Genomic DNA, 3,372 nt, shown 5'->3' with positions numbered 1-3,372 from the left:
AGGCGCTTGCGCTTTTCTAATAAGGGGAGAGAAATTGTGAAGAAGTTTTTTGCAGTTATAGGGGATCCGATTGCCCATTCCATGTCACCGGCCATGCATAATGATTTATTTCAAGCCTATCGTATTGATGCTCATTACCAGCCTCTTCATGTTAAGAGAGAGGATTTAGCAGATGCTATAAAGGGATTAAAAGCCATCGGAATCTCAGGGTTTAATGTGACTGTTCCACATAAGGAAACGATTATTCCATTGCTTGACGAACTAGATCCACTCGCCCAATCAATTGGGGCTGTTAATACTGTAGTGAATCTGGACGGCAAACTGATTGGTTATAATACTGATGGCAGCGGCTACGTTAGAGGGCTGCATGAGGAAATGCAAAATCTGCAGGATAAAAAAATATTGGTTATAGGTGCTGGCGGTGCAGCTAGAGCTATTTATTTCACAATTGCAGCGGCTGGGGTTGAAAAGCTAGATATTTGTAATCGGACAGTATTAAAGGCTGAGGTAATTAAGAATGATTGTCCATATACAGTCGATTCCAATGTGTATGATATGAAAAGTGCGGAAGAAAATCTTGGATTGTATGATCTAGTTATTCAAACAACACCTGCAGGTATGGCGCCAAAAGTTCAAGATTTGCCGCTTTCGTTACATAATTTGAAAGCTGGAGCATTAGCAAGCGATATCGTCTATAATCCATTAGAAACAAGATTTCTAGAAGAAGCAAAAAGCAAAAGTGCAACAATTCAAAATGGCTTAAATATGTTTGTGTACCAAGGTGCACTCGCATTTGAAAAATGGACAGGAATTTTTCCAGATACGAATCGTATGAGAGATATTGTTCTTTCACAACTAGGAGGATAACAAAATGTTAACAGGAAAACAGAAACGCTTTTTGCGTTCTAAAGCACATCACCTAAATCCAATTTTTCAAGTTGGTAAGGGTGGCGTAAATGAAAATATGATTAAACAAGTAGATGAGGCACTTGAAGCACGAGAATTGATGAAAATATCCGTTTTGCAAAATTGTGAAGAGGATAAGGACGTAGTTGCTGAACAAATAGTTAAAGGAACGAGAGCAGAGCTTGTCCAAATTATTGGAAGTACAATCGTGCTTTATAAAGAATCACGTGAAAATAAGCAAATCAATTTACCTTAATTCTTTTCGTTAAGCATGAAAGAATGTTGGGAGGAATTCACATGATTAGAACCGGCATACTAGGAGGGACCTTTGATCCGCCACATCTGGGCCATTTAATTATTGCAAATGAAGTGTTAAATGCTTATAACTTAGATGAAATTTGGTTTATGCCGAATCAGGAGCCTCCCCATAAGAAAAAATCTAATGCCATAAAAGAAGCAGATAGAATAAATTTATTACAGCTTGCAATTAGTGGGCATCCTAATTTTAAAATAGAGCTATTAGAGCTTGAAAGATCAGGTCCCTCCTATACATATGAATCCATGAAGATTCTTACAAGAAAACATCCTGATAAGGAATTTTATTTTATTATCGGTGCTGATATGGTTGAGTACTTGCCAAAATGGCGGAATATTGATGAGTTGGTTAAGATGGTTCAATTTATAGGCGTAAATAGACCATCTTATAGTAATGAAAGCCATTATCCAATATTATATGCAGAGGTTCCGGATGTGGAGATTTCATCCAGTCAAATCCGGAATCGACTGCTGGAAAATAAGACGATTCGATATCTCGTTCCCGATTCAGTCAGGAATTATATTAAGGAGAATCAATTATATGGATCGTGAATCTGCTTTACAAATAGTTAAGAAACAATTACCGGACCATCGTTACCATCATACTATTGGAGTAATGGAAACAGCCTTGGTCTTAGCTGAAAAGTATGGTGCTAATGTGAAAAAGGCAGAGCTTTCTGCTATTTTCCATGATTATGCTAAATTTAGGCCAAAAGAGGAAATGCGACAAATCATTATCGATGAAGGAATGCCGAAAGAGCTTCTTCTATACAATAGTGAACTTTGGCATGCGCCAGTTGGGGCATATCTAGTGCAAAATGAAGTTGGAATAGACGATGTGGAAATTTTAGACGCCATCAGATACCATACATCAGGACGAACTAATATGACCATACTTGAAAAAGTAATTTATTTGGCTGATTATATCGAGCCTGGAAGACATTTTCCCGGGGTTGATGAAGTTCGTGAAATAGCAAAGGAAAGCCTGGATAGAGCTTTAATAAAATCAATTCAAAATACGATCTTTTTTTTAATGAAAAAAGAACAGCCGGTTTTTCCAGCTACATTTAACACATATAATGACTTAATTATGAGATCGGGAGGACTGATTGAATGAACGAAAAAGAATTGCTATTAACCGCTGTTAAAGCTGCTGATGATAAAAGAGCAGAGGATATTATTGTTTTAAATATGAAGGGGATTTCTTTAATTGCTGACTACTTTCTTATTTGCCATGGAAATTCTGATAAGCAGGTGCAGGCAATTGCACGAGAAATGAAGGAAAAGGCAGAGGAAAGAGAATATACAGTTAAAAGAATTGAGGGCTTTGATGAAGCAAGATGGATCCTCGTGGATTTAGGGGACGTTGTTGCACATATATTCCACCGTGATGAAAGAAGTTATTATAATTTGGAACGCTTATGGGGCGATGCACCAATTGAAAATGTACAAAGCGAGCTGAATCAATGAGCTATGGAAAGTTTGCCTATCTCTATGATCAGCTCATGAAAGATGTTCCTTATGATAAATGGGCAGAATTAGTATTTGAGAAGGCAAAGAAATATGAAGTAAGCGGGAAAAAATTGCTTGATCTCGCCTGTGGTACAGCTGAGCTTTCTGTGAAGCTTTCTGAGATTGGATTTCATGTAACTGGCGTGGATCTCTCCGAGGAAATGTTGACCGTCGCAATGGCAAAGGCTAATGAAAATGGATTAGCAATCGAATTTTATCAGCAAAATATGGCTGAACTCGATGGATTAGGCAGATTCGATATAATTGGCATTTTCTGTGATTCGATAAATTATTTACAGAAAGAAAAAGAAGTTATGGCCACATTTCAACGTGTATATGAGCATTTGTCTAGTAATGGTCTCTTTATCTTTGATGTACACTCACTTCATAAAATCATGGAGATATTTATGGATCAAACCTTTACTGCGAATGACGAGGAGATAAGCTATATTTGGCATTGCTTTGAAGGTGAATATCCTTTCAGTATAGAGCATGATCTAAGTTTTTTTGTTTTAGACAAGGAGTCAGATATGTATGCTCGTTATGATGAACTCCATTATCAGAGGACTTATCCGATTGATGTATATGAAAATTGGCTTCAGGAAACAGGCTTTGAACTCCTTGAAGTTTCTGCCGATA

At 37.2% G+C, this 3,372-nt stretch carries 6 protein-coding genes; all 6 read left to right on the top strand.

All coding sequences use genetic code 11. The features are described 5' to 3' along the window. Positions 1-36 precede the first annotated feature (36 nt). The gene (gene aroE, locus V7149_RS17500; RefSeq protein WP_335346904.1) at positions 37-867 is read left to right on the top strand and encodes a shikimate dehydrogenase; all 831 of its coding nucleotides are present in this window, start codon (positions 37-39) and stop codon (positions 865-867) included. Positions 868-871: 4 nt separating this feature from the next. Then, a complete protein-coding gene (yhbY, locus tag V7149_RS17495) occupies positions 872-1,162 on the top strand; it encodes a ribosome assembly RNA-binding protein YhbY (protein ID WP_335346887.1) in 291 nt (96 codons plus the stop codon). Between the two features lie 41 nt (positions 1,163-1,203). Next, positions 1,204-1,773, top strand: a complete 570-nt coding sequence (locus V7149_RS17490) for a nicotinate-nucleotide adenylyltransferase (RefSeq protein ID WP_335346886.1) — start codon at positions 1,204-1,206, stop codon at positions 1,771-1,773. Continuing rightward, on the top strand, positions 1,763-2,338 hold the full coding sequence (yqeK, locus tag V7149_RS17485; protein ID WP_335346885.1) for a bis(5'-nucleosyl)-tetraphosphatase (symmetrical) YqeK: 576 nt from the start codon (positions 1,763-1,765) through the stop codon (positions 2,336-2,338). The genes V7149_RS17490 and yqeK overlap by 11 nt, the downstream gene beginning before the upstream one ends. Next, positions 2,335-2,691 (top strand): ribosome silencing factor, encoded by a 357-nt coding sequence (gene rsfS, locus V7149_RS17480; RefSeq protein ID WP_335346884.1) that lies wholly within the window; start codon positions 2,335-2,337, stop codon positions 2,689-2,691. The genes yqeK and rsfS overlap by 4 nt, the downstream gene beginning before the upstream one ends. Next, on the top strand, positions 2,688-3,372 hold a 685-nt coding region (locus tag V7149_RS17475; RefSeq protein ID WP_335346883.1), incomplete at its 3' end, for a class I SAM-dependent DNA methyltransferase. The genes rsfS and V7149_RS17475, both read left to right, overlap by 4 nt.

The sequence above is a fragment of the Bacillus sp. JJ1503 genome (genome assembly GCF_036965125.1).
GTDB lineage: Bacteria > Bacillota > Bacilli > Bacillales > Cytobacillaceae > Cytobacillus.
This window is presented reverse-complemented; position numbering and strand designations above follow the sequence as displayed.

Excerpts from the sequence above, each read along its gene's own strand:
- yqeK (WP_335346885.1), top strand. The coding sequence starts at position 1,763 with ATGGATCGTGAATCTGCTTTACAAATAGTTAAGAAACAATTACCGGAC.
- V7149_RS17490 (WP_335346886.1), top strand. The coding sequence starts at position 1,204 with ATGATTAGAACCGGCATACTAGGAGGGACCTTTGATCCGCCACATCTG.
- yhbY (WP_335346887.1), top strand. The coding sequence starts at position 872 with ATGTTAACAGGAAAACAGAAACGCTTTTTGCGTTCTAAAGCACATCAC.
- rsfS (WP_335346884.1), top strand. The coding sequence starts at position 2,335 with ATGAACGAAAAAGAATTGCTATTAACCGCTGTTAAAGCTGCTGATGAT.